General features: G+C 73.3%; 18 protein-coding genes. 12 read left to right on the forward strand and 6 right to left on the reverse strand.

Translation table 11 applies throughout. From position 1 onward, the window contains the following. Nucleotides 1–104 precede the first annotated feature (104 nt). Nucleotides 105–638, forward strand: coding sequence for a SixA phosphatase family protein (locus tag F563_RS0101400; protein WP_019012850.1), 534 nt, complete (start codon nt 105–107; stop codon nt 636–638). Then, the gene (locus F563_RS0101405; protein ID WP_019012851.1) at nt 635–2203 is read left to right on the forward strand and encodes a CYTH and CHAD domain-containing protein; all 1569 of its coding nucleotides are present in this window, start codon (nt 635–637) and stop codon (nt 2201–2203) included. The genes F563_RS0101400 and F563_RS0101405 overlap by 4 nt, the downstream gene beginning before the upstream one ends. 5 nt (nt 2204–2208) lie before the next feature. Here the strand turns inward: F563_RS0101405 and metF are convergent, their stop codons facing one another. Next, nucleotides 2209–3153, reverse strand: a complete 945-nt coding sequence (gene metF / locus F563_RS0101410) for a methylenetetrahydrofolate reductase [NAD(P)H] (protein ID WP_019012852.1) — start codon at nt 3151–3153, stop codon at nt 2209–2211. Between the two features lie 302 nt (nt 3154–3455). Here metF and F563_RS21160 point away from each other — a divergent pair, with 302 nt between their 5' ends. The 3 genes from F563_RS21160 (at nt 3456) to F563_RS21165 (ending at nt 6032) form a co-directional block, all read left to right on the forward strand. Beyond that, complete coding sequence (locus F563_RS21160) at nt 3456–4229, forward strand: MlaA family lipoprotein (protein WP_019012853.1); 774 nt, start codon at nt 3456–3458, stop codon at nt 4227–4229. Nucleotides 4230–4245: 16 nt separating this feature from the next. Further along, nucleotides 4246–4866: an MlaC/ttg2D family ABC transporter substrate-binding protein gene (locus tag F563_RS0101420; protein WP_019012854.1), complete on the forward strand. Its 621-nt coding sequence runs from the start codon at nt 4246–4248 to the stop codon at nt 4864–4866. 110 nt (nt 4867–4976) lie between these two features. Beyond that, nucleotides 4977–6032 (forward strand): glycosyltransferase family 2 protein, encoded by a 1056-nt coding sequence (locus F563_RS21165; protein WP_019012855.1) that lies wholly within the window; start codon nt 4977–4979, stop codon nt 6030–6032. Here F563_RS21165 and F563_RS0101430 read toward each other — a convergent pair. Next, on the reverse strand, nt 5970–7568 hold the full coding sequence (locus tag F563_RS0101430) for a DUF6311 domain-containing protein (protein WP_019012856.1): 1599 nt from the start codon (nt 7566–7568) through the stop codon (nt 5970–5972). The genes F563_RS21165 and F563_RS0101430 overlap by 63 nt on opposite strands. A gap of 138 nt (nt 7569–7706) precedes the next feature. On the opposite strand from F563_RS0101430, the gene F563_RS21170 reads away from it, so the two are divergent. From F563_RS21170 to F563_RS0101460, 6 genes are all read left to right on the forward strand, one after another. After that, nucleotides 7707–8435 (forward strand): sugar transferase, encoded by a 729-nt coding sequence (locus F563_RS21170; protein WP_084596353.1) that lies wholly within the window; start codon nt 7707–7709, stop codon nt 8433–8435. 72 nt (nt 8436–8507) lie between these two features. Further along, nucleotides 8508–10013: a flippase gene (locus tag F563_RS0101440; RefSeq protein ID WP_019012858.1), complete on the forward strand. Its 1506-nt coding sequence runs from the start codon at nt 8508–8510 to the stop codon at nt 10011–10013. Beyond that, nucleotides 10010–11080, forward strand: coding sequence for a glycosyltransferase family 4 protein (locus F563_RS0101445; protein ID WP_035574324.1), 1071 nt, complete (start codon nt 10010–10012; stop codon nt 11078–11080). Before F563_RS0101440 ends, F563_RS0101445 begins: the two co-directional genes overlap by 4 nt. Continuing rightward, a complete protein-coding gene (locus F563_RS21175; RefSeq protein WP_019012860.1) occupies nt 11077–12201 on the forward strand; it encodes a glycosyltransferase in 1125 nt (374 codons plus the stop codon). The genes F563_RS0101445 and F563_RS21175 overlap by 4 nt, the downstream gene beginning before the upstream one ends. Continuing rightward, nucleotides 12194–13042, forward strand: a complete 849-nt coding sequence (locus F563_RS0101455; RefSeq protein WP_035574399.1) for a glycosyltransferase family 2 protein — start codon at nt 12194–12196, stop codon at nt 13040–13042. Before F563_RS21175 ends, F563_RS0101455 begins: the two co-directional genes overlap by 8 nt. After that, complete coding sequence (locus F563_RS0101460) at nt 13039–13914, forward strand: glycosyltransferase family 2 protein (RefSeq protein ID WP_019012862.1); 876 nt, start codon at nt 13039–13041, stop codon at nt 13912–13914. The genes F563_RS0101455 and F563_RS0101460 overlap by 4 nt, the downstream gene beginning before the upstream one ends. On the opposite strand, the gene F563_RS0101465 is transcribed toward F563_RS0101460, so the two are convergent. The 4 genes from F563_RS0101465 to F563_RS0101480 all read right to left on the reverse strand — a co-directional run bounded on the left by F563_RS0101465 (nt 13915) and on the right by F563_RS0101480 (nt 19416). Then, nucleotides 13915–14712 (reverse strand): YdcF family protein, encoded by a 798-nt coding sequence (locus F563_RS0101465; protein WP_019012863.1) that lies wholly within the window; start codon nt 14710–14712, stop codon nt 13915–13917. It abuts the gene before it with no gap. Nucleotides 14713–14721: 9 nt separating this feature from the next. Further along, the gene (locus tag F563_RS0101470) at nt 14722–16230 is read right to left on the reverse strand and encodes a glycosyltransferase family 39 protein (protein ID WP_019012864.1); all 1509 of its coding nucleotides are present in this window, start codon (nt 16228–16230) and stop codon (nt 14722–14724) included. Next, nucleotides 16227–17885, reverse strand: coding sequence for a DUF6311 domain-containing protein (locus F563_RS21180; protein ID WP_019012865.1), 1659 nt, complete (start codon nt 17883–17885; stop codon nt 16227–16229). Before F563_RS21180 ends, F563_RS0101470 begins: the two co-directional genes overlap by 4 nt. A 67-nt stretch (nt 17886–17952) precedes the next feature. After that, nucleotides 17953–19416 (reverse strand): lipopolysaccharide biosynthesis protein, encoded by a 1464-nt coding sequence (locus tag F563_RS0101480; RefSeq protein ID WP_019012866.1) that lies wholly within the window; start codon nt 19414–19416, stop codon nt 17953–17955. Nucleotides 19417–19501: 85 nt separating this feature from the next. Between F563_RS0101480 and F563_RS24630 the strand changes: the two genes are divergently transcribed. Further along, the gene (locus tag F563_RS24630; protein WP_019012867.1) at nt 19502–20899 is read left to right on the forward strand and encodes a glycosyltransferase; all 1398 of its coding nucleotides are present in this window, start codon (nt 19502–19504) and stop codon (nt 20897–20899) included. The last annotated feature ends 5 nt before the right edge of the window (nt 20900–20904 follow it).

The raw sequence follows: 20904 nt of genomic DNA on the forward strand, positions 1-20904 counted from the left end.
CCTGACACGTATGTGATTCCGGCATGGCCCGGGGCAGACGGGCGGGGCCGTTCCGTGCCATGGTCGCCCAGCCGATCCGGCCCCGGGATCCAGCGTCACGTTCCATGCGCCAGCTTCTGCTTCTCCGCCACGCCAAGTCCTCCTGGGACGATCCGTCGCTGCCGGATCACGACCGCCCCCTGAATGCACGCGGACGGGCGGACGCCGCCGCCATGGGCAGCGAGATGCGCGGCCTCGGCCTCGCGCCCGACATCGTGCTGGTCTCCTCGGCGCGGCGCACGCAGGAGACGCTGGCGCTGATCGAGCCGTTCGACGACAGCCCGGTGATCGACACTCTGGAGGCGCTCTACCTCGCACCTGCGCGCAAGCTGCTCGACCTGCTGCACGCGGTGCCCGAGACCGCGCGCAGCGTGCTGGTGATCGGCCACAATCCCGGGCTGCACAATCTCGCGCTGGCGCTCGCCGGCCCGACGGCGATGGCGCGCGGCGGCATCGATGCGCTGCGGCTCGCCGAACGCTACCCGACCGCCGCGCTCGCCGAGTTCGCGGTGGCCACACCCTGGTGGGGCCTCGCCGAGGGCAATGCGCGCCTGGTGCGCTTCGTCTGCCCGCGCGACCTGCCGAAAACCGCGCCGTGAGCCCCGACGCCTCAGGTGCCGCGCCGCATATCGAGGCGCCCGAGGCCCGCGTGGTGGTGTTCGAACTCGCGGTCGCGCCGGAGGCGGCGGCGACGCTGCTGCGCCACCCGGCCTTGGCTGGTCGGCGCCTCGGCCAGGCGCGGAGTGCGGAGGCGACCGTCGTGTTCCACGACACCGCCGAGGGCGCTCTGGCGGCGGAGGGGCTGGCCCTCGCCGTCGAGCCGCGCGGGCGCGGCGCGGTGCAACGCCTGCTGCGCGGCCTGCCGGGCGAGGATGCGCGCGTCGAGCCTGCGCGGCCGCCGGCCGCGCTCGCGCAGACCCGCCTCTCCCGCCCCGGACCCGATGCAGCGTCGCTCGTCGGGCTGATCCCGAAATCCGCCGAGGGAATGCCATTACCGGCCGCCGCGGCCGCCGCGGGCCGGCGCCACACCCTCCGGCTCGCCGGCGGCATGACCGTGACGCTGTTCGCCGGACAGCTCCGTGCGGTCGCAGCCGAACGCGACATCGCACGCCTGACGCTTGCCGTGCCGGAGCAGTCGCTTGCCGAGGGACTCGACCTGCTGCGCGCGCTCGCCGCCGACCGACCGGTCACGGTGCCGGCGGCGAGCCTCGCCGAGGAGGCGCGCGCGGTCGCGCTCGGCGTGCCGCCGCGGCCGCTCTGGCGCGGCCCGCCGGACCTGACCGGCGCCGCGACCGTGGAGGACGGCGCCCGTCGCGCGATCGGCCAGCTCACGCTCGCACTGCTCGCCGCCGCCCCGGTCGCCGAGGAAGGATCGAATCCCGAGGGCGTGCACCAGGCGCGTGTGGCGATCCGGCGGCTGCGTTCGGCGCTGACGCTGTTCCGCCCTGCCATCGGCTGCGCGGCCGTCACCGAACTCAAGGACCGGCTCGGCACGCTGGCCCGCGCGCTCGGCCCGGCGCGCGACTGGGACGTGTTCATCGCCGGCGCGCTCGGCGAGATCGTCGCGGCGTTTCCACAAGAGCCGGCCCTTGCGAGCCTCGCCCGCGCCGCCGAGGCCGCGCGCGAATCGGCCTATGCGGAGGTGCGCGCCACCCTGGCGGCGCCCTTCTTCCGGCTGCTGACGCTTGATCTCGCCGCGGCGGTGGCTGCCCCACCCTGGCGCGGCGGCGACGCCGCCGAGGCGGCCGTGCTGCGCGACACTCCGCTCGAGGACTTCGCGGCCGCTGCGCTCAACCGCCGCTACAAGCGCCTGATGCGCGCGGGCGAGGGCTTCGCGCAGCTCGACATCCCGGCGCTGCATCGGCTGCGAATCCAGGCCAAGCGCATGCGCTACGCGGGCGAGCTGTTCGGCGGCCTCTACGGGGCGAAGAAGCGGCGGCGGTTCCAGAAGGCGGTCGGCGCGGTGCAGGACGCGCTCGGCCACCTCAACGACACGGCGGTCGCAGCCGGGCTGATGCGCACGCTTGCCAAGCGCGAGCCGGGCCGCGCCTGGGCCGCCGGGGTGGTGCAGGGCTGGGTCGCCGCCAAGGCGGCACACGCCCGCGAGGATGCGGCCGAGGCGTGGGAGACCTTCGCCGAGCGCGCGCCGTTCTGGGACGGCTGAGGGTGTCAGGCCGTTCCCGCGCTCGGCCGCACGCCCAGGATATGCGCGATTGCGTAGACCAGGTCCGGCCGATTCAGGGTGTAGAAGTGGAACTCGTCGACACCCGCGGCCTGGAGGCGGCGTACCTGCTCGGCCGCCACCACGGTCGCCACCATGCGCCGCGTCTCCGGATCGCCGTCCAGCCCCTCGAACAGCCGCGCGAGCCAGCCCGGCACCGAGGCCCCGCACATCGCGCTGAACTTCACGACCTGGGCGAAGTTGGTCACCGGCAGGATGCCAGGGACCAGCGGAACGCTGATCCCAGCAGCGAGACAACGGTCAAGAAACCGGAGATAAACATCTGTATCGAAAAAATACTGTGTGATCGCACGGGTCGCTCCCGCATCGATCTTGCGCTTGAGATTGTCAAGATCGGCCTCCGCACTCGCCGCCGCCGGATGGGTCTCGGGATAGGCCGCGACGCTGATCTCGAACGCGCCGATTCGCCCGAGTCCTGCCACCAGGTCGGCGGCATAGGCATAGCCCTGCGGATGCGGCTCGTAGGTTGTCACGCCGGCGGGCGGGTCGCCGCGCAGCGCGACGATGTGACGGATGCCGGCCTCCCAGTACGCGCGCGCCACCGCATCGACCTCGTCGCGGGTCGCACCGACGCAGGTGAGGTGCGCCGCGGGTGTCAGCGCGGTCTCGGCCGCGATTCGCGTGACCGTCGCATGGGTGCGCTCGCGCGTCGTGCCGCCCGCGCCGTAGGTGACGGAGACGAATCGCGGGGCGAGCGGTTCCAGGCGCCGGATGCAGCTCCAGAGCTGCTGTTCCAGCGCCTCGGTCTTGGGCGGGAAGAACTCGAAGGAGAGCTTCGGCACTGGCAGGGCGGGGTCGCCGATCGGCGGCACGGCGCCACGCGGGCCGGCGGCCCAGCGCGCAAGCACGGAGGGGGAGGTCACAGCGGTCACGATCGCGCTCCTGATGGGCCGGGGGCTGAATGGGGCGCGCGCGCCGCGGATGCAAGACCTCGGGTGTCGGTCCGACGCTTCTCCAGGAGGATGAGGATGGGGAGCAAACTTCATGAGCGGAGCGCATAACCCTTCACTAACATGTATGTGCTACACGCTGCCGTGTGCCGGTAGGGTGCGGCCCGCGGTCCGTCGCGCGCGCGGTGACGGGTCGCGTCCCCTCCTCCGGCGCGTGCTGACGTGATACGCCTCACACGCGGCTGAGCCGTTTCGTGCCCATTGTCGTGAGCAGGATCGTCCTGATGCACCCCACCGCCTTGCGTCTCGTTGCCCTGCTCGCGGCCGGCCTGGCCGCCGGATGCGCCACAGTGCCGCCGGAGAGCGATCCGGAGGCGCGGGCCGAGTACTTCGAGACCAACGACCCGCTCGAACCGCTGAACCGGGTGACCTACGCGGTCAACGACGCGTTCGACATCATGCTGCTCCGCCCGGCGGCCGAAGCCTACCGGCTGTTCCTGCCGCAGCCCGTGCGCACCGGCATCGGCAACGTCATCGACAATCTTCTGCTGCCCAAGACCGCGGCGCACCAGCTGCTTCAGGGCAAGCCCGAGATGGCCGGCAAGGCGATCGCGCGGTTCGTGGTCAACAGTACCGTGGGAATTCTCGGCATCTTCGACTTCGCCACCGACCTCGGGCTGGAGCCGCAATACGAGGACATGGGCCAGACGCTCGGCGTCTGGGCCGGCACCACCAATGGCGGGCCCTACATCGTGCTGCCGCTGCTCGGGCCGTCGAATCTGCGTGACGTGTTCGGCCGCGGCATCGACATGGCCACCGATCCGTGGGACTACATCGGCCAGGGTGACACCGTTCGGGCGCTGCGCATCACACGCACCGCCACTCAGGTGATCGACACGCGCGAGCAGCTGATCGAACCGATCGACGAGCTGCGCCAACGGATCGACCCCTACGCGGCGCTGCGCTCGGTCTATCAGCAACAGCGCGCGCGGGACATCCTCGACGAGTCCCCGCCGCGGCGTCGCTTCTTCGACTGGCGGTTCCGTCCGCCGGAGTGACGACGAGGATCTGACCATGCAGCGACGGGTATTCCTGACCGGCCTGCTCGCCGCCCTGCCCCTCGCCGGCGCCTGGGCGGATGACCGCACCAGCCGCGCCGCCGCCTTCATCGAGGCGCAGGGGAAGGCACTGGTCGCCGTGCTGGACAGCGACGCGCCACTGCCCGAGAAGCGAACCGAGGTTGCGCGCATCCTGCGCGAGGCGGTGGATGTGCGCGGCGTCGGCCAGTTCGTGCTCGGCCGGCACTGGCGCACCGCCTCCGAGACGCAGCGCAACCAGTTCCTCGAACTGTTCGAGGAGACGCTGGTGCGCAACCTGTCCGCCCGGTTCGGCGAACTCCAGGGCGTGACCTTCGAGGTCGGCCGGGCGCAGCCCCGCGGCGAGGAGGGCGTCTCGGTCGCGACCACCGTCAACCGGCCGGGCCAGCCGCCTGTGCTGCTCGACTGGCTGGTGTCGGAAGCCTCCGGCCGGCCGCTGATCGTCGATCTCGTCGCCGAGGGAACCTCGCTGCGCATCACCCAGCGCTCGGAATACAGCGCGGTGATCCAGCGCGGCGGCGGCCGCCTCGAGTCCCTGCTTGAGGCGATGCGCCGGCAGTTGGCGCAGCTCGAAGCGCGCGAGCTCGCCTCCAACTGACCCGACCGCCGGGCACTGCCCCGGCGCCGCCATCTTCCCGCTGCCGGGCTGCCTTCAGGGGCGCTATCCTGCCGGGCGCGGCGCAGCGGGCGTCCGCGCGGAACAGGCCCATGCTCAAGACAACGATCCCCTCGATCGGACCGGCACGACCGGAGGCGACGGCGCGCCCGGCGCTCTCGGTGGTCGTGCCCGCCTTCGACGAACAGGAGGTGCTGCCCGAGTTCCATCGCCGCCTCGCCGCGGCGATGGACGCGATCGGCCTCTCCTGGGAGGTGGTCTACGTCAATGACGGCTCGCGCGATGCCACGCTCGCGGTGATGCTGGCGCTGCGCGCCGCCGATCCCCGCGTCGCGGTGGTCAACCTCTCGCGCAATTTCGGCAAGGAGATCGCGCTTACCGCCGGGCTCGACCACGCGCGCGGGTCCGAGGCCGTGGTGGTGATCGACGCCGACCTTCAGGACCCGCCCGAGGTGATCGCGGACCTCGTCGCCGCCTGGCGCGAGGGCGTGGACGTCGCCTACGCGCAGCGGCGGGTACGGCACGGCGAGGGCCTGATCAAGCGCGCGACCGCCGCCGCCTTCTATCGGCTGATGCAGCGCATCGGCGGCCGCGTCACCCTGCCCAAGGATACGGGCGATTTCCGCCTGATGAGCCGGCGCGCGGTGGACGCGCTGCTGACGCTGCGCGAGCAGCACCGCTTCATGAAGGGGCTGTTCGCCTGGGTCGGCTTCCCATCGCGTGCGGTGCTGTACGACCGCGCCCCGCGCGCGGCCGGCCGGACCAAGTGGAACTGGTGGAAGCTCTGGAACCTCTCGCTCGAGGGCATCACCAGCTTCACGGTCGCCCCGCTCAAGGTCGCGACCTATCTCGGCCTGCTCACGGCGGCGATCGCGCTGGTCTACGGCACGGTGGTGGTGGTGAAGACGCTGCTGTTCGGCAACCCGGTCGCCGGCTACCCGAGCCTGATGACGGTGATGCTGTTCCTCGGCGGCGTGCAGCTGATCACGCTCGGCATCATCGGCGAGTATCTCGGCCGGGTGTTCAACGAGACCAAGGGCCGTCCGCTCTACCTGGTCGAACGGCACCTGCCGAGCGAGCCGCCCTCAACCGGGGCCGCGGCAGGCGATCAGCCCGCCGAGCGGGCGGCACTCGGGCGCGTCGCCTAGCAGCCCCGCGGCCTCGGGCAGCACAAGGCGGAGTTCACCGGGCGCGAGCGGCGCCGTGGCGGTCGCGGCATCGGTGCAGCGCGGCGGGTCGCGCCAGCGCGCGAGCTGCATGGTGTTGACCGGCACGGCGCGCTCGGAGGCGAGCAGCAGCAGCTCCTGCACGCGCTCGCGGGTGGCGTGGCCCTCGGGCGGGATGCAGCCCCAGCTCGGCAGGATCGTCAGCGTGCGCGCCTCGGCGATGGCCGGGCGCAGCGTCGCCGCGTCAATGCTCCACGGGAGGCGCTGCGCCGCCCAGGACGCGAGGGCGGTGCGATTCGGCCCGGCGTCCACCCACTGCATGAGGCCGAGCAGCAGCACCAGGGCGGGCCCTGTGCGGGGAATACGCGCGACCAGCACCGCCATGCCGATCAGGGCGGCGTAGCCGACCGGCCAGAAGAACCGGCCCGAGGCGCGGAACTGGTCGAGGATCGCGGGGGGCAGGCCGAGATCCAGCACGACCCGATCGCCCAACCCGACGCGGAACGAGACGGCGATCAGCGTCAGCGCAAGGAGCGCGATCGCCAGCCCCGCGTGCCGCCGCACCGCGCCGGCCACGGCCGCCCGCTGGCGCAGCGCCAGCACCACCAGCCCGGCGAGCAGCCCGGCGCCGAGCCAGTTGTAGCCCTCCCAGCCGCCCATGCCGGTGGCGTCGACCTCGGCCGCGACGAGCGGCAGCAATGCCGACCGTGCAGGCCAGACCGGCGAGAGCAGGTTCAGCGCGTAGAGGCCATAGCCGCCCTCCCCCGCGGCACCGAGATAGCCAAGCGTTGCGAGCGCAAGCGCCACGGCAAGCACGCAGGCCGCTGTGCCGAGGGCGGCGCCGCGCCAGCGGGCGTCGTTGCGGAGCAGCAGCGTCACCGGCACCGCCGCCAGCAGCGCCAACACCATCAGCGCGAGATACGGGTGGGTCAGCAGGGCCAAGAGCGAGAGCGCAACAGCCCAGGCCCAGACAGCGGCCGACGAGCCACGCACCAGCCGCAGATAAGTGCCGAGCGCGAGCAGCAGCAGGAAATGCCCCATCAGCGCCGCGTGGCCATGCCGCGCCAGCCAGGCCGGCATGGCGGCGGCTGCCAGCGCCACGCCGATCGCCGGCATGAGCTGCCGCTCGCCCGCCTGGCGCAGACACCACACCGCTGCAACCGGCTGGAGCACCACAACGATCGCGTGCCAGATCCCGATCCCGTGCAATCCCGCCGGTCCCATCGGCGCGATCAGCTTCAGGGCCAAGGCAAGCACGGGGATGCCGTCGGCGAGCGCGATATTGGTGCCGCCCGCGCCGAGCGTCGGCGCGACCAGGAGCGGCCAACCCCAAGGGCTCGCGATGAAGTAGCGCTGCGCCACCACGTGTTGGGCGATGTCACCGGCGAGGCGCCAGTCCTGCCCCGTCGCGGGCAGCAGGAACGCGACCGGCAGGAGGGCGAAGGCGAGGCCAAGCCCGATCAGCGCGGCAGCCAGCCACGCCAGCCATCCCGTGATCGTTTCATTTTGCACCGCCACAATCCCGCCCCGACTCCGTCTGAATACCGACGTGCCCCATCGGCATCCTCGCGACCGTGCCGGCCGAAGCGCCGGTCGTGAAGGGAAGACGTGATGTTTTCTTCTGAAGCCCGGGACGTCGTGAACACCGATCAGACGATGGCTGCCATCGAGCCGCTGCAACTGACGCTTGCACCGGCGAACCCTGCGCCACCGCTGGCCACGGCCGCCAATGATGTCGGCCCGGCCTGCCCGGTGCCGCAGCCGCGCCTGTTCCTGCGCGACGCGGCCAAGCGCGCGCTCGATGTCGTCGGTGCGGCGCTGCTGCTGGTGCTGTTCGCGCCCGTGATGGCGGTGATCGCGCTGCTGGTCGCGCGCGATGGCGGGCCGGTGTTCTACGCGCATCGCCGCGTCGGCCGGGACGGCGCGAGCTTCGGCTGCCTCAAGTTCCGCTCCATGGTCCAGGACGCGGATCTCCGCCTCGCGGAACTGCTGGAGCGTGATCCGGCCGCCCGCGCCGAATGGGAAGCCACCCGCAAGCTGCGCCGCGATCCGCGCATCACGGCGGTGGGCCGATTCCTGCGCGGCTCCTCGCTCGATGAGCTGCCGCAGCTCATCAACGTGCTGAAGGGCGAGATGAGCCTCGTCGGCCCGCGCCCCGTGCAGCAGTCCGAGCTCAACGCCTTCTACGGCACCGCCGCCTCCTACTATCGCGCCGTGCGGCCCGGGCTGACCGGGCTGTGGCAGGTGAGCGGCCGCAATGACACCTCCTATGCCGAGCGCGTCGCCCTCGATGTGCGCTACGTCGCCGAGGCGACGCTGCTCGACGACATCCGCATCCTGCTGCGCACGCCATTCGCGGTGCTGCGCCGGCGCGGCGCCTACTGAGCCGCCCCGCCGCTGCCCGTACGCCCCCGGCCCGGCGCTGACGCGCCGGCCGGGATCGGCTAACCAGCCGCCATGAGCGATCCTGCCGCCGCGCGCGCCGGCACGCGCCGCCTCGTCTCGGGGGTGGTCTGGAACATGCTCGGCCGCGGCCTGCCGCTGCTGGTGGCGCTCGCGCTCACCCCGCCGCTTGTGGCGGCGCTGGGGATCGAGCGCTGGGGACTGTTCACGCTGGCCCTCGGTCTTGTCGGCGTGTTCGGCGTCTTCGATCTGGGGCTCGGCGCGGCGCTGACGCGCACGCTCGCCGAACGGATCGGCCGCGGCGAGCGCGAGGGCGAAGGCGCGCTGGTGGCCTCGGCCCTGGCGCTGCTGCTGGGCTTGAGCATCGTGCTCGCGGTCGGCCTGTGGCTCGCCGTCCCGGCGCTGGTGGAGCGCGGCTTGAACGTGCCGGCAGGGCTTCAGAGCGAGGCGATCGCCGGCCTGCGCGTTCTCGCCGCGGCCGCCCCGCTGGTGGTTGTCAATGCTGCGCTCTGGGGCGTGCTGGCCGCGCATCAGCGGTTCCGCGCCGCCAATCTCGCCGCCATGCCCGTTGCGGTCCTGTATTATCTCGGGCCGCTGCTGGTGCTGCTGGTCTGGGACTCGCTCGCCGGTGTGATGCTGGCGCTGGTGGGCGCGCGGCTGCTGAACACGATCGCCTATGCCGCGCTGATCCGTCCCATCGTGCCCGGCATCGCGCTCCGCGCCGTCAGCCTGCGCGCCGTCGGGCCGCTGCTCCGCCTCGGCGGCTGGATGAGCCTCTCGGGCGTGCTGACGCAGGTCTCGCTCTACGCCGACCGGTTCCTGATCGGCGCGCTGCTCTCGCTCACCGCGGTCGCGTTCTACGCGACCCCGCTCGACCTGGTGATGCGGCTCTGGATCCTGCCCGTGGCCGTGGCACAGGCGCTGCTGCCCGCCCTCGCCTCGTCGTTCCGCGCCATGCCGGCCGAGACCGCGGCACTGCTCCGGCGCGGCGTGCTGCTGATCGCGGGACTGGTGCTGCCCGGCTGCGTCGTGCTGATCGTGCTCGCGCATCCGCTGCTGCGTCTGTGGCTCGGCGTCGACTTCGCCGATGGTGGCGCGGCCGTGCTGCGCATTCTCGCGGTCGGCATCCTGTTCAGCTGCGCAGGCTTCGCCCCGGGCTCGCTGCTGGACGCGATCGGCCGGCCGGACGTCACCGCGCGGTTCGCGCTGGGGCTGGCGCTGGTGTCGTTGCCGCTCGCGGTGCTGCTCTTGCTCGTGGCCGGGATCGAGGGTGCGGCGATCGCGTGGTCGCTGCGCTGCGCGGTCGAGTGCTTCGGCCGGATGCTGCTCGCGGCACGCCTTTATCCGGCGGCGGCCGTGGCCCTGCGACGACTCGCGCCGGTCCTCGCGGCTGGCGGCGCGGGCCTCGCGGCGGTTGCGGCGATGCCGTCGATGGTTGCGGCCGTCGGCGTGGGGTGCCTCGTGCTCGCGGGCGTCGGTGTGCTCGGCTGGCGCGCGCTCGATGCGGAGGAGCGCGCCACGCTGGTTCATCCGCGCCACTGGTTGCGGGGGCCGGCATGAGCGGGCTCGTGCTGAACGGCCGCTTCCTCTCGCAGGCGGTGACCGGTGTGCAGCGGGTCGCCCACGAGGTGATGCGCGCGGCCGATGCCCTCGCCGCCGAGGGGGCGTGGCCGGTGGCGCGCGTACTGGCGCCGCCGGGGACGGCACTGCCCGCCTGCACGTCGCTCCGCGCCGCCACGACCGGCCGCCTCTCCGGGCAGGCCTGGGAACAGATCGACCTGCCGCGCGCGCTCGGCGGCGACTGGCTGCTGAGCCTGGGCAACACCGCCCCACTCGCCGCGCTGGGGCGGCAGACCGTGGTGATCCACGACGCCGGCGCGTTCGACACGCCGGAGTCCTACGGCTTCGCCTTCCGCACCTGGTACCGCAGGCTGCACCGCGCGCTCGCGCGGATGGGCGCGCGCATCGTCACCGTGTCGTCGTTCTCGCGCGGCCGGCTCGCGGCACGGCTCGGCCTTGATCCGGCGCGGATCGCCGTGATGCCGGAGGGCGCGGAGCACATCCTGCGCGAGCCCGCCGATGCGTCGGTCCTGTCTCGCAACGGGCTGACGACCGCGCGCTACGTGCTCGCGGTTGGCACCGGGGCGGCGCACAAGAACCTCGCCGCCCTCGGCGCGGCGTCGTCGATGCTGACCGCGCGCGGCCTCGTGCTCGCGGTGGCGGGACGGGCCGACCCGGCGGTGTTCCGCGCCGTCGGCGGTGCCACCGGCGCGGTCGCGCTCGGCCGCGTGAGCGATGCCGAGCTGCGCGCGCTCTACGAGAACGCCGCGGCGCTGCTGTTCCCGTCGCGCTATGAGGGCTTCGGCCTGCCGCCGATCGAGGCGATGGCGTGCGGTTGCCCTGTGGTCGCGGGCCGCGCCGGCGCGGTGCCGGAGACGGTCGGCGACGCCGCGCTGCTGTTCGATCCCGATAGCCCTGCGAGCCTGGTGGAGAGCCTGACGCGGCTGCTCGACGATCCCGGGCTCGCGGCCGACCTGCGCGCGCGCGGGCAGGCGCGCGCCGCGCGCTACACCTGGCGTGCCGCCGCCGAGGCGCTGCGCGACACATTGCCGACGGATCTCCGATGAAGGTCGCGATCGTCCACGAATGGCTCGACACCTATGCGGGGTCGGAACGGGTGCTCGAGCAGATGCTCGCGGTCTGGCCCGAGGCCGATCTCTATGCGCTCTGCGACTTCCTGCCGGACCGCGAGCGCGCGTTCCTGGGCGGAAAGATGCCGCGCACGACCTTCATCCAGCGCCTGCCCTTCGCGCGCAAACGGTTCCGGATGTATCTCGGGCTGATGCCGCTCGCGATCGAAAGCCTCGACCTGTCGGGCTACGACCTCGTGGTGTCGTCCTCGCACGCGGTCGCCAAGGGCGCGATCACCGCGCCCGGCACGCTGCATCTCTCCTACGTGCACTCGCCGATGCGCTATGCCTGGGATCTCCAGGCGCAGTATCTGCGCGAGTCCCGGCTCGATCGCGGGCTCAAGGGCGCCTACGCGCGCTGGCTGCTGCACCGCTTGCGCCTGTGGGACCATGCGAGTGCCGCGCGCCCAGACGCGATCCTCGCCAACTCGCGCTACATCGCCGAGCGCATCCGCAAGGTCTGGCGCCGCGAGGCCGAGGTGCTGCACCCGCCGGTCGATACCGATGCCTTCACCCCGGTCGCCGAGAAGCAGGATTTCTACCTGATCGCCTCCCGCATGGTGCCGTACAAGCGCGTCGATCTCGCCGCCGCGGCGTTCCGGCGCATGCCGGGGCGCAAGCTGGTGATCGTCGGCGACGGGCCGCAGATGCCGGCGGTCAGGGCCGCCGCCGGTGACGCGCCGAACATCACCTTCCGGGGCCATGTGGCGAAGGCGGAGCTGGTCGCGCTGATGCAGAACGCGCGCGCCTGTCTGCACATCGCCGAGGAGGATTTCGGCATCGCCATGGTCGAGGCGCAGGCCTGCGGCACGCCGATGCTCGCCTTCGGCCGCGGCGGGTCGCGTGACATCGTGCGCACGCCGGAGGACAGCGATACGCCGACCGGCCTGCTGTTCGACGAGCAGTCGCCCGAGGCGCTGATCGATACGGTCGAGCGGTTCGAGGCGATGCGCGCGTTCAGCCCCGCCGCGTGCCGCGCCAACGCCGAGCGCTTCTCGGCCGCCGCATTCCGCCAGGGGTTGCGCGATGCCGTCGCTCGGCATCTCCGTCATGGCTGAGCCCGCCTTCACGCTGATCGTCGCCACGCGCGGCCGCGACGCGGATGTCGGCGTGCTGCTCGACTCGCTGCTGGCGCAGGACCGCGGCGACCTCGAGGTGATCGTGGTCGACCAGAATGGCGATGACCGGTTGGTGCCGATCCTCGCCCGCTTCGCCGATCGCCTGCCGCTCACGCATCTGCGCAGCGACCGCGCGCATGCGAACCACGCGCGCAATCTCGGCCTGCGGCAGGCACGCGGCGCGATCGTCGCCTTCCCCGATGACGACTGCATCCTGCCGCCGGGCGTGCTGGATCGCGTCGCCGCCGCCTTCGCCGACCCGACGCTCGCGGTCCTGACCGGTCCCGCCGCCTCGCCCGAGGGCGGGCTCGGCTCGGGGCGCTGGCGCACGGACGGCGGCACGATCACGCTCAGGAATCTCTGGACGAGTGTGATCGAGTTCAACCTGTTCCTTCGGCGGGAGGTTGCCCTGGCGCTCGGCGGTTTCGACGAGCGCATGGGCCCGGGCACGCCCTGGGGCTCGGCCGAAGGCAACGACCTGGTCGCGCGCGCGATCCGCGCCGGGCACCGCGCGCTCTACGATCCCGATCTGCGCATCGTCCACCCGGACAAGCGGCTGACCCCCGTCGCGGTCGAACGCGCGCGGCTCTACGGCGCGGGGCTTGGCGTCGCGCTGCGCCGGCATGCGCCGGGGATCGGCATCTGGCTGCCGTTCCTCATCCGCCCGCTCGGCGGCCTCGTGCTCGCCGCGCTGAAGCGCAACCACCTCCAGGTCGCCTACTATCTGGCAACGTTCCGCGGCCGGCTCGCGGGCTTTGTCGCGCGTGAGGCGGGGTCATGACCCTGCGCCTCGCCGTCGGCATCGCCACGCGCAATCGTCCCGCGATCCTTGCGGAGACGATCGCCGAGCTCAGCCGCCAGACCCGCGCGCCCGATGCGATCCTCGTCTGCCATGTCGGCCCGGAGGACGTGGGCGACCTGCCGGCCAAGCGCCCGGACATCATCTTCCTCACCACCACGGCCGGGCTGCCGCGCCAGCGCAACGCGATCCTCGATGCGACCGACGCCGACATCCTGCTGTTCCTCGACGACGACTTCCTCGCCGCGCCCGCGTATCTCGCGGTACTGGAGGCGGTGATGCTGGCGCATCCCGACTGCGTGGTCGCGACCGGCACGGTGATCGCCGACGGCGCCAAGGGGCCGGGGATCAGCGTCGAAGAGGGCCGCGCGATTCTCGCCGCGGACACGCCACCGGCCGATCCGCGCGCCGTCACGCCGCACTTCAATGGCTATGGCTGCAACATGGCGGTGCGCATGCGGGTGGTGCGCGAGCACGGCGTCCGGGTGGATGAGGCGCTGCCGCTCTATGCCTGGTACGAGGATATCGACTTCACCCGCGCCCTCGGCCGGCACGGCACGATCCTGCGGCTGGCGGGCGCGCGCGGCGTGCATCTCGGCGTGAAGCAGGCGCGCACCCCCGGGCTTAGGCTCGGCTACAGCCAGGTCGCGAACCCGGTCTATCTCGCGCGCAAGGGCACGTTTCCCTGGAGCCACGCGATCCCGTCCGCCGCGCGGCACACGCTGATCAACGCCGTGCGCTCGCTCGCCCCCGAGCCGCATGTCGATCGGTTCGGACGCTTCCGCGGCAACCTGCTCGCGCTCTGGGATCTCCTGCGCGGCCGGGCAGCGCCGGGGCGCGTGCTGGAGCTCTGATCAGGGCGCGGGAAACAGCGCGTCGCTGCGCCCGAGCGCGCGGTAGACCGCCATGCCCAGCCACTCGCGCAGGCCGGACTCGAGCATCTGCAACCGGTCGGGAAACGGCGCGTCGTAGAGCGCCGCGAGCGAATGGCCGGTGCGGTAGTTCACCGGCCACGGCACCACCTGCCAGCCGGCCCGCCGGAACGCGCCGACCGAACGCGGCATATGGCTCGCCGAGGTGACGAGCAGCCAGGTCTCGCCCGGGCGCGGCTCGACCAGCCGGTGCGTGAACACCGCGTTCTCCCAGGTGTTGCGCGCCTGATCCTCATACGTCACGCGCGCCTCGGGCAGGCCGAGCGCGGTGAACAGGCGCCGCGCGACATCGGCCTCGGTGAGCCCCCCATGCACCAGCGAGCCCTGCCCGCCGGTGAACACCAGCCGCGCTTCGGGATAGCGGCGGGCGAGCGCGACGAACTCCGTCATCCGTTCCGCGGCACCGTTCAACGCGGGGATGCCGCGCGCCTCGGTGAGGTTCTGATCGACCGCGCCGCCAAGCACGATCACGCCATCGACATGCATCGGTGCCTCGGCCGGGCGGGCGAACCGATCCTCGAGCGGCATGACGATCCAGGGTGCCAGCGGGGTCGCAATGACGACGACGTAGAAGCCCAAGCCCGCGAGCAGAGGCCAGCGGCCCCAGCGCCGGCCCCGCCACATCAGCACCAGGCCCACGCACGCGAGGATAAGCGCGAAGGTGCCCGGCCGGGCGACGAACCAGAGCGTCTTCGACAGCAGGTGTACGAGCGTGTCCATCGCCGCCTCCTAGTCGCCGAGGTCGCGCCGGCGCCAGATCTCGACCGGCCCGCGCTGCTCGGCGATGCTGGCGGCGAGGTCGTAACGTGCCGCGATCGTCTCCTCCACCCGCGCGATCGCCTCGGGGCGTAGCGTATGCAGCCAGCCGCGATCGATGATGATCGCCGCCGGCGCGCTGTCGAGCACGCGCGCGAGTTCCGTGTCGGCATCGACCGGCAGCGTGCGGAAGAACCGGCCGGAGAGCTGCGCGGGAAATGCGAAGCGCGTGGTCACGTTCATCTCCGCCAGTACCAGCACCACCGCGTGGTAGTTCAGCATGAACACCGGCGAGCCCGGCGGCACCGCCTGACGCAGGGCGGCCGCGACCCGTCGCACGGGATCGGGCTCGTAGAGGCCCCGCCCGTCCAGCATCCGCGCCGGCGCGTCCATCCGCCAGGCATCGAGCGCGAGCAGAACGAGCAGCACCAAAACCGCCGGCCGCACGCGCTCCGGCCTCAGCATCGCCGCGAGCCGCCACGCGCCGAGTGCCGCGAGCAGGCCAAGCGGTGGCAGCAGCATCAGGAAGTAGTGGCGGAAGAACATGCCGGGCGCGATGACGCCGAGGGCGGCCACCGCGAACCACGACCACCCGAGGACCAGCAGCCGGCGATGCTCAGGCAGGGGCCGTAGCGTCGCGACCACGGCGAGCAGCAGCGGCGCGGCGAGTGTCAGCAGCTCCGCCGTCACCACCCAGGCGGCGACACCCGGGCTCAACCGGGAGAAGCCGTAGCGCAACGGCGCGAGCACCAGCGCGTCCCACAGCGTCGCGAACTCGCCCATCAGCAGATACGTCAGGCCGAGCAGCAGAATCGGCGTCGCGCAGAGCACGGCATAGGCGGCGGCCATCGCCGCCACGCGCCGCCAATCCAGCACGCCGCGCCACCACGGCAGCAGCACGGCCAGCGCGAAGGCGAAGCAGCCCTCGAACACCACCACCTGCTTGATCACCAGACCGCAGCCGATCAGCAGCCCGATCGGTACGAGGTCGCGGATGCGCGGCGCCGCCGCCCGATCGAGCGCCCGCGCGGCCAGACGCGCAGCGAACGCGAGCGCGCCGACGACGAACGGCGCGAACAGGATCTCGGTGTTGGTGGCGAGCCCCGTGAGCGTCGGCGTCAGCACGACATAGGCAAGCCCCGCGGTCAGCGCGAGCGCAGGTGCGCCACCCGCCGCGCGGACCAGCCCGTCGAGTGCCGATCCGGTGACGGCGACACAGATCGCGCCGAGCAGCCGCACGCTGCGGATGCTCTCGCCCAGCACGGCGAGCGCGAGCGCGATCAGCGCCGGCGCGCCCGGCGGATGCATGTCCCACACGGCGACGAAGGGCCAGTTGCCGCGCAGCCACTCGCGCGCCTGGAGCATGTAGAGCCCCTCGTCGGTGTCGATCACCGCCGGCACGAAGGCCATCCAGCGGCAGAGCAGCGCGACGGCGAGCATCAGCGCGAACACCGCCGGGCCGCGCAGCGGAAGCGCGCTCATCGGATGTGCCAACCCGGTGCGAACACGAGCAGCCCCTCCACCTCGCGCAGAAGATCGCGCGAAGGATCGTAGCGCGCGGCGACGATCGCGTGCGTGGCCTCATCGCGCAGCACGTAGAGCGTTCCCGCCTCCCAGCGCGCGGCGTCGAGTTCGGCGGCCACCGCCATGCGCAGGGCGCGCAGCGCGTCCTGGTCCACCCGCGAGTGGTACACCGCATCGGTCGCCAACCCGTGCCGCGCGGCGAAACGCGCGATCTCCTCCCAGTTCGCGCCGAAATTGCCGGCCGGCACCGCGCGGATGCGCGTGTAGCGCTGCGCCGCCTCGGCCCAGAACGGATCGGCGAGACGCTCGACCGGCACGCGCGGCGCATCGGCCACGAGGGCGCGATAGCGCGCGAGTCCGGTCGAGATGTCGACGAGCTGGAGCGCGAGCGCGGCCGCCAGCAGCAGCCCCGCGCGCCGCCCGCCCCAGCGCGCCGCCACCGCGGCGATCGCGCCGAACAGCGCCGCATAGGCAAGTGGCCAGAAGAAGCGCTCGGAGGCGCGCAACAGATCGGCCACACGCTGCACGACTGCTGGCAAGGGAAGGTCCGCGATCATCACCCCGCCGATCGCAGGACGATGTGTCACCGCGAAGGCGAGCATCGCGACCAGCGCGGCGAGCAGCAGCGCATGGCGCGCAAGGGCCGCGCGCCAGGGCAGCCGCCCCCTCGCCAAGGCGGCGAGCGCGGCCGCCAGCAGCAGCAACGACCCGGCGCCGAGATAGGAGCCGCCATGCTCCCAGTGCCGCAGCGTCGGCAGCGTCGGCAGCAGCCGACCCCACTCGACCGGATCGAACGGCGCCAGCAGATCGAGCCCGGTCTCGCCATAGCCCGGCCCGAGCGGCTTCAAAGGCCCGCTCAGGCTGAAGAAGCCGCTCAGCCACAGCGCGGCACCAACCACGGAGAGGACAGCGACGACCTCACCGAGACGTCGCGCAATCCGCCCGTCCCGCAGCCCTCGCGTCAGCAGATCCGCACCCCACAGCGCCGCCACCATCGCCAGCAGATAGGCGTTGATCAGTGCGGTCGTGCCGAGCAGCAGCGTCCAGGCGACGCCCTGGCGGCGCCCCGCCGGATCGCGCAAGCAGAGATACAGCCCCGCCAGCAGCACCCAATGCGCGACCAGCGCGAAATGTCCGCCCATGCGGTTGATCATCATCGGCTGGAACGCGAACAGCGCCGCGCCGGCCGCGCGCGCGAGCGGGTCCTGCGTCGCGAGCCCGATCAGCCGCCACGCCACCCCGCCCTGGAGCATGCCGCACGCGACCAGCCACGGTCCCCAGTACTGATCGACCGTGACAAGACCGCCGAGCGCCTTCAGCGGCAGCGCCAGCAGCGGCACGATGTCGACGTAGAAGATCGCGCTCGCGAGTTCGAGCCCGTAATCGGGGTTGAGCCCGGGCGGCCACGACCAGGGCGACCGGCGGAAGAAGGTCCAGGTCAACCAGTACGCCACCGGATCGGGTCCGAGCGGGCCGTGCAGCATCCAGCCGACATCGCCGACATCGAGGATGCGCGGCCCGAGCGCGGCGAGCGCCGCCGCCGCGCCGGCGAGCAGGGCGGCAAACAGCGACAGCGCGCTGACGGTGCGGGAACTCGTCGACGTCTCGGTCATGGCGGCGGGCCGGGCAGGGCAGCATCAACACGGTCCGCGGCCGGGGGACAAGCGCGCATCATGCCGGTCAGCCGCGGCGGCGGAGCCGGTCCGCCGCGACCGCGAGCGCCATCCGCCCGGTCGGTGAGACAAGGGCGGCGGCAGCCGAGCCGCCGAGCCAGGCGAGCCAGACGACGATCCCGGCGCCGATCCGCCCCGGGGCCGGCGGCGCGACTGCGGCGATCAGCGACGGCGCGGCCGCCGCACCGCCGGTGCGCAGCAGCGCCGCGAGCAGTCCTGGATGCGTGCTCCCACCGAGCGGCCCTGCCGGGGCGGCGGCATAGACCGCCGCGTAGAGGCCGATCGCGACGCCCGCGGCCAACCCAAGCCCGGCCGCGCCGCCGAGCAGCGCTCCCGCCGGCGCGAGCACCGCGAGCAGCGCCGCGCCCGCCGCCGACAGGCGCGTCGCCCGCCGCATGCTCCCGCGCGCGAGGTCGAAGATGGCGGCGGCCGAGGCGAGCGCATGCAGTCCCCAGCCTGTCGCGAGCCCGGCGAGCCCGACCGCGGCCTGCCCGACGAGCTCGCCGGACCCTGTCCAGGCCCAGAGCACGGTGCCCGGCAGCAGCGCCAGCACGGCCGCCCAGGGCACGACCAGGATCGCGGCGACCTGCACCGCATCGCGAAGCGCGCGCCTGACCTCGACCGCGTCCTTGCGGGCGAGCGCGGCCGAGAGGCGGGGAAACCAGACCGCGCGCGCCGGCACGATCAGCACGCCCAGCATCTGCGCGATCTGCGCGATCAGGCTGTAGGCGCCGAATGCCGCGAGGGGCAGCAGGGTGGCGCCCGCCAGCCGATCGAGCACCGCGAACAGCAGCCCCGCCAGCGCCAGCATCGAGACGTCGCGCGCATAGGCGCCCACACCGCCGACCGGAGCGCGCGCGCGTGGCAGGCCATGCCGCAGGCGCCGACGCAGCAACGCGACCGAGCCGAGCGCGGCGACCGCGTGCCAGACCAGCACCGCGCGCACATCCGGCAGCGGCCCGAGCACCAGCACGACGGACCCGCCCCAGCGCAGCATCGTGCCGCCGGCATGGATCAGCGCCGCCTCGGCCTGGCGGCCGCGCCCGTTCAATCCGGCCTGGTAGAGCGTGGTCGGCCAGAGCGCGGCACCGGCCAGGGCCGCGAGGGCCAGCGCGGTCGCCAGCGTGCCGCGCGGCAGCGGCGAGGCGAGCAGCCCCGACAGCGGCCAGGCGAGCGCGGCCGCGGCCAGCACCACAACGCATCCGCCGGCGAGCAGCAGCCGCTCGGCGGCGGCGAGCAGGGCCGCGCCCGCCTCCGGTCCCTCGGCGGCGAATCGGCGCGTCAGCGCGGCCGCCAGCCCGGCATCGAGAATGCCCAGCAGCAGCGTCAGCGTCGCCGCGATGCCGAGCAGCCCATAGCCATCGAGGCCGAGCCCGGCGACCAGCACCGGCGCCGCGAGCAGCGTGGTCGCCGCCTGGATCGCCTGCGCGGCAAGCAGCGCCGCCAGGCTGGTGGAGATGCGCGTGGCCATCCTGCGCCGATCAAGCCTGCGCGGCGTGGCCGCAACAAGGCGCGGCTCTTGCGGTGGGGCCGGGGCTCCGGCAGACCGCGCCGCGATGACCCGCCCTCCCCTGCGCGCGCGGCTGCGCACCGTGCTCGGCCGCCGACTGATCCGCCTCCCCGCGGTCGGTGCCGCGATCGCGGCCGTGGCGACCGTCTGGGACCGGCTGCCGGGCACGCGGACCGAACGGGCGCTGGCGGCGGCGCTCGACACGGCACGCGCGACGGCCGCGGGGATCGATCCGCTGCCCGGCCGGGTGCTGATGTTCAACGCCTCGCTGGTGCCCGGCGGGGCGGAGCGGCAGCTCGTCCACACCGCCGTCGGGCTCGCGCGGCGAGGCGCGGCGCACGGGGTCGAGCGGGTGGTGGTCGCGCTCGACTCGCCATCCGAGGGCGGGCGCCCCGGCGTGCTCACGGCCGAGCTGGCCGACGCCGCGGTGGCGGTCGAAGTACTGGCGGAGGCGGAGGTGCCGGAGGCGGTCCGGCGTCTCTCCGCGCGCCTGCCGGGCCAGGCCGCCGCCCGTCTGCGGCGCATGGCGGCCGCGATCCTGCGTCACCGGCCGGCGGTGGTGCATGCGTGGCAGGACTCGACCGCGATCTGCGCCGGCCTCGCCGCCGCCTGGGCGGGCGTGCCCTGCATCGTGTTGTCGGGGCGGAACGTTTCGCCCCGCAACTTCGTCTTCTGGACCCCGTGGATGCGACCGGCCTTCCGCGTGCTGATCGCCCGACCCGAGGTGCGGCTGATCAACAACAGCGCGGCCGGCGCGCATGACTACGCCGACTGGCTCGGTGTCGCGACGGACCGGATCGGCGTGGTGCGCAACGGCATCGCCCTCGCGCCGCTCGATCCCGCGACCGCCGCAACCGCGCGGCAACGTCTGCGCGCGCGGCTGGGCGTGCCGGCCGAGGCCCGGCTCATCGGATCCGTGTTCCGCTTCTATCCCGAGAAGCGGCCGCTGCTCTGGGTGGCCGCGGCAGCCGCCTACGCGGCGCGCGACCCGGGGGCGCGGTTCGCCGTGATCGGCTGGGGACCGTTTGCCGAGCCGATGCGGCAGGCGGCGCGCAAGGCCGGCCTCGCGGATCGGCTGCACCTGCTGCCGGCGGAGACGAACGTGGCCGAGGCGCTCGCGGCGATGGATGCATTCCTGCTCACCTCGGCGCGGGAGGGCACGCCGAATGTCGTGCTGGAAGCGCAGGCCGCCGGTCTGCCGGTGATCGCGACCGCGGCGGGCGGCACCGAGGAGGCGCTGCGCGAGGGCCCGGCGGCGCTCGCCGACCCGACGCCGGCCGCGCTGGCCCAGGCGCTCGCCGCCCTGTTCGCCGATCCGGATCGGCTCGCCGCCGCCCGCGCGCTCGGGCCCCGGTTCGTCGCCGAGCGCTACGGGCTTGAGCGCATGCTGGACGAGACGCTCGCCGTCTATGCGCCGGGCCTGGCACCACGCGCGGCCGGATAGGGCGG

It is taken from the genome of Elioraea tepidiphila DSM 17972 (assembly GCF_000378465.1).
Lineage (GTDB): Bacteria > Pseudomonadota > Alphaproteobacteria > Acetobacterales > Acetobacteraceae > Elioraea > Elioraea tepidiphila.